This is a genomic window from Mycobacterium sp. UM_Kg1, assembly GCF_000972925.1.
Classification (GTDB): Bacteria; Actinomycetota; Actinomycetes; order Mycobacteriales; family Mycobacteriaceae; genus Mycobacterium; species Mycobacterium hiberniae.
Genome location: NZ_JRMK01000214.1, coordinates 1 through 4,917, shown reverse-complemented (window position 1 = coordinate 4,917; position 4,917 = coordinate 1). Strand labels below are relative to the sequence as shown.

The window sequence follows — 4,917 nt, the reverse complement described above, 5'->3', positions numbered from 1 at the left end:
GGCAACGGCGGCAACGGCGGCGCGGCCGGCACAGCCGGTGACGGTGGCGACGGCCTCGGCGGCGGTGGCGGCGCGGTAGCCGGTGACGGCGGTAACGGCGGTAACGGGGCCGCCGGCGGGGCCGGTGGGGCGGCCGGTATGGGTGCCGGCGCAGTCGGCGGCACCGTGGGTGCCTCGAGCAACGGCGGTGACGGCGGTGACGGCGGCAACGGCTACGGCATGGCCGGGACGGATGCGCAATCCGGTGGCACCGGCGGCAGCGGCGGTGACGGCGGCGTCGGCGCGGCCGGCGGCAAGGGCGGCGCCGGTGGGACTGGTGCGGCGGTCGGCGTCGGTGCGGTCGGCGGGGCCGGCGGTGACGGCGGCACGGGCTACCTCGGTGCCGGCATCGGCTACGGCGGCGGCGGCGGCGGTGGTGGCGGCGGCGCCTATGTCGGCGGCAGCGGCACCATCGACGGTGTCACCGCAACCGGCGGAGCCGGCGGCGACGGTGACAACGGCACCGCCCTCGGTCGCGGGGCTGCGGGCCTGACCGGTGGGGTGGTCAGCGTTGACGTCGAAGGCACCCTCTCCGACGTGCAGATCACCGGTGGGCAGGCCTCAACGACCTACGATGGCGGCTCGGTGAGCGTCACCGTCGACGCGTCCAGCAGCATCACCGACAGCAGCATCACCGGTGGCGACGCCGGCGTCGGCGGCTACGGTGGTGATGCTGCCCTGTCGGCGGTCAACGGCGGTGCGATCACCGGCAGTTCGGTCACCGGCGGCAACGGCAGCGACACCTCGCAGGGCGGTTCGGCCAGCATCAGCGTGGACGGGGCAGGCAGCACGGCCACCTCCGTGGTGGTCACCGGCGGCGACGCCGGAAGTGGCGGCAGCGGCGGCTCTGCGATCGTGGCGGTTGACTTGGGCGGCTCCGTCAACGCCACCCAGGTCACGGGCGGCAACGGCAGCAACGGTGGTTCCGGCGGTGGGGCGTCGGTGTATGCCAGTAACGGCCAGGTCGAGTCGAGTTCGGCGACCGGCGGCAACGCCACGGCCACCGGCCCCGGCGGGGGCGCGGCGATCGAAGCCATCGACGCCACGGTCATCGACAGCCATGTCCAAGGCGGCGATGGCGGCAGCGGCTTCAGCGGGTTCTCGCTGTTCTCCGTCGGCGGCTACGGCGGCTTCGGGGGTGAGGCCCGCATCGAGGCGATCGATGGTGCCGTGATCACCGCCAGCACGGCCACCGGTGGCGATGCCACCGACGCCGCACACGGCGGCGGGGCGTATGTGATCGCCTCCGGTGGAGGCACCACCATCACCGGCAGCCACGCGGTCGGCGGCCAGGGCGGTGCGGGCACCGACGGCGGCGCCGGCGGCAAAGCCACCATCCTCGCCGATGGCGCCGGCACCGTCACCTCCACGGTGGCGACCGCCGGCGCGGGCGGCGCCGGCGTCGGAGGCGTCGGCGGCGCCGGCGGCAACGCTGATGTCGAGGTGACGGCCGATGGCACCGTGCAGACCGCCAGCGCCACCGGCGGTGCCGGTGGTGACGGCGTGGACGCCGGCACGGGTGGCGATGCGGGCCGGGGTTACCTCTGGGCACTGAACTACGGAACCGTAGAAGGCCAGGCGACCGGTGGAAACGGCGGTGACGCCGAAGGTGTGGGCAGCGCCGGCGGAACCGGCGCGATCGGCTACATCAGTGCGGGACGTGACTTCGGTGCGGGCACCGATGATGGTGAAGGCATCGCGCGCGGGACGGTGCAGGGCGGCCATGGCGGCGACGCCTTCGGCGAGAACTCCGTGGGCGGTAACGGGAACCGGGCCGCCATCCAGGCCAGTGGCATCGGTGCGGAGGCGGGCGGCAGCGTCGTCGGCGGCAACGGTGGTAGCGGATATGACGGCGGTAAAGGCGGCAACGGCAGCGGGCTGGTGACTCAGATCGTCGGCCTCGGCGAAGGCGCCCTGGCTACCGGCAACACCGTCCAGGGCGGTAACGGCGGCGAGGGTTATGTCGGCGGCGTGGGCGGCGCCGGCGGCTACGCCAACGTCGGCGTGCACAACGTGGGCGCCCCGGCCGAGGCCTCGTCCTACACCAACGGCCAGGCGACCGCCGGGAACGGCGGCAGCGGGGGCGGGGCGGGTAACACCGGCGGTGCGGGTCAGTCCCTGGAGCGGTTCGCCGCTCCGGGGCAGGACGTCGACGGCGAAGTTCGGACCGGCACCAATGGGGCCAACGTATTCCCCCTCCCGTAAGGAGCGCATGGTTCGGCAGCGGGGCCCGGTCTTTGGACCGGGCCCCGTTTGCGTCGGAGGACCCCGCCGGCTACCAGGGCATTGTCAGCGGGCCCGGAAGATCACCGCGCGCTGCACCACGAAGTTGATGACGGTCGCGGTCCCCTGTGCGGCCACGAAGGCCACCGGCAGCGCCCACCGCTGGTAATCCAACAGCGCCAGGCAGACATGGTTGATCCCCACCTGCACCCCGAATGTCAACGCGTAGAGCACCATCACGGCCATGAATCGTCCGGCGTGGGCCGCCGATTGGAAGGTCCAGCGCCGGTTGATCAGGTAGGCCGTCGTGGTGCCGGCGACGAAGCTGATCGCCTTGGCGAAGTCGACCGGGACAGCTGCACCCAGGTACAGCAGCAGGTACAGCCCGAAGTCCACCACCGCCGACAGTGCTCCGGTGACCAGGAAACGCCACACCTGCGTCGACAACTCCAAGGGGCGGGGTGTCATCTCGGCCACGCGGGAATCCTAATCAGAGTCAGCAACGGCTTGGTCACGGCCGACGGGTGGCGGGAAGTCGCCGGCAAGGACGATTATCCGGGCCCACTCATAGAGCGCCTGTGACAACTCAGCAACCGCTGTGGGAAGTTAATAGAAATTCATGTAGTTCACAGTGTCTTGCTCGCCCTGAGTAAATCCAGCCTGCCTGTGTTCCGTTCCAAACTTGGACGAATGTCCGAATATTTCGCTCATACTGCGCATAGATCCACTGCTCACCGCCGTTTCGGCAAGCTTGCGACATCCAGCATTCCATCTGGTTGCCCGGCCTCTCCTGGCTCTGTTACCTTAAATCGACCTAAGCAATTTGCGCCCCCGTCAGCCGCCAAAGCTAGATCTCACCTGAAGGGACACCATGTCGAACCGATCAGCTGCCAAGGGCAGGAATCGTCGTCTCAGTCGCGCCGTCGGTGCCACCAGTGCCGCGGGTGCATTCCTTGCGTTCGGGTTGACGCCGGTCGCGGCGGCGCCGGCCAGCGCTGACTTCGAGGACTTCTTCGAGGACCTGTTCAGCTGGATCGCGCCGTCGACGGTGGACTCCTCGTCGTTTGACTGGAGCGCCCTGTTCGGCGCTGACGTGCCTGGCGCGGCAGAAATCACTCCGCTCGACGAGCTCAACGCGCTGATCGCGAACACCATCAACACGCTGATCTACCAACCGATCTATGGCATCAACCAGTTCCTGATCGACAGCGGCCTGCGTATCGATGGCATCTTCGACAACGGCGACAACGCGTTCGTCACCCTCGACGAAAACGGTGACCTGATCTACAACGCTGCCGAGTCGGGCGGCTTCCTGTTCGGTGACGGCGGCAGCGGTGCGTTCGTCAATGCCGAGGGCGAGGTGCTGGGCGCCGACGGCGTGGTCCTGCTGGACGCCAACGACAACGTGATCACGCTGGCCGGTATCGAGAACGGCACCTACCAGTTCGCCTCGACCGACTTCAGCCTCGACGGCGCCAACGCCGGTCTGGTCGGCAACGGTGGTGACGGCGGCAGTTTCTTCGGTCTCGGTGGTGACGGCGGCGCCGGTGGCTACCTGCTGGGCAACGGCGGTGCCGGTGGCCAGGGCGGCATCGGCGACATCGGTCTGGATGGTTTCGCCGGTGGTATCGGCGGCGACGGTGGCTTCTTCTTCGGCAACGGCGGTGCCGGCGGTACCGGCGGTACCGGCGGTACCGGTGCTGCCGGTGGCATCGGTCAGGCTGGTGGTGCGGCGGGTGACGGCGGCGCGGGCGGCAACGGTGGTGTGGCCGGGTTGTTCGGTAACTCCGGTGCCGGTGGCACCGGTGGTGTCGGCGGCACCGGTGGCGCGGGAGGTGCCGGGGCGGCCGGTGATGAGAACGAGCCCGACGGTGGCGATGCCGGCGTCGGTGGCCTTGCCGGTAACGGTGGTGTCGGCGGTAACGGTGGCGCGGGTGGCTTCTTCGGGGTGCATACCCCCGGTGCGGCTGGCAATGGTGGTGCCGGTGGTGTCGGTGGGGCCGGCGGCAACGGTGGCGCCGGTGCGGCCGGTGCGGCCGGTACCTTCGCTGACGAGGGCGACGGTAACGGCGGTGCCGGTGGGGCCGGCGGCAACGGTGCTGTCGGCGGTCAGGGCGGCGTCGGTGGTGCGGCCGGTGTCGGCTCTGTTCCCGGTGTGGCGGGTGTCGACGGCAACGGCGGCGTCGGCGGTAACGGCGGTGCCGGTGGCGACGGCGGGGCAGGTGCTGTCGGCTTGGTCGATGCAGTCGGCGGTAACGGCGGCAACGGCGGTAGCGGTGGTGCCGCTGCGGCCGGCGGTGCAGCTGGTGGTGCAACCGGTAACGCCGGGGCCGCAGGCGTCGACGGCAATGGCGGCGACGGCGGCGCCGGTGGCAACGGCTGGGCCGGCACGGCCGGCGAGGACGGCGCGGAAGATGGCGCTGACGGCACCGACGGTGTTGCCGGTGGCAACGCGGGCAACGGTGGCGCCGGCGGTCAGGGCGGCGGCCAGACCGGCAACGGCGGTAACGGTGGCGTCGGTGGCGTTGGTGGTGCCGGCGGCGCCGGCGGTGCTGGCGCGGCCGGTGTCGAGGGCGCCGGTGGCAACGGTGGCAACGGTGCGGCCGGCGGCCAGGGCGGTGTCGGCGGTGCGGCCGGTGCCGGCGCCGCTGAAGG

Annotated in this window: 1 protein-coding gene and 2 pseudogenes; 2 read left to right on the top strand and 1 reads right to left on the bottom strand. The window is 71.1% G+C overall.

Features of this window, described 5'->3' with window-relative positions; genetic code table 11:
- Positions 1-2,244, top strand: a pseudogene (locus LI92_RS23415) (hypothetical protein); the annotation flags it as partial.
- Positions 2,245-2,328: 84 nt separating this feature from the next.
- Here the strand turns inward: LI92_RS23415 and LI92_RS19860 are convergent.
- Positions 2,329-2,730, bottom strand: coding sequence for a GtrA family protein (locus LI92_RS19860; RefSeq protein WP_192830100.1), 402 nt, complete (start codon positions 2,728-2,730; stop codon positions 2,329-2,331).
- A 403-nt stretch (positions 2,731-3,133) separates the two neighbouring features.
- Between LI92_RS19860 and LI92_RS23950 the strand changes: the two are divergent.
- A pseudogene (locus LI92_RS23950) lies at positions 3,134-4,917 on the top strand (PGRS repeat-containing protein); the annotation flags it as partial.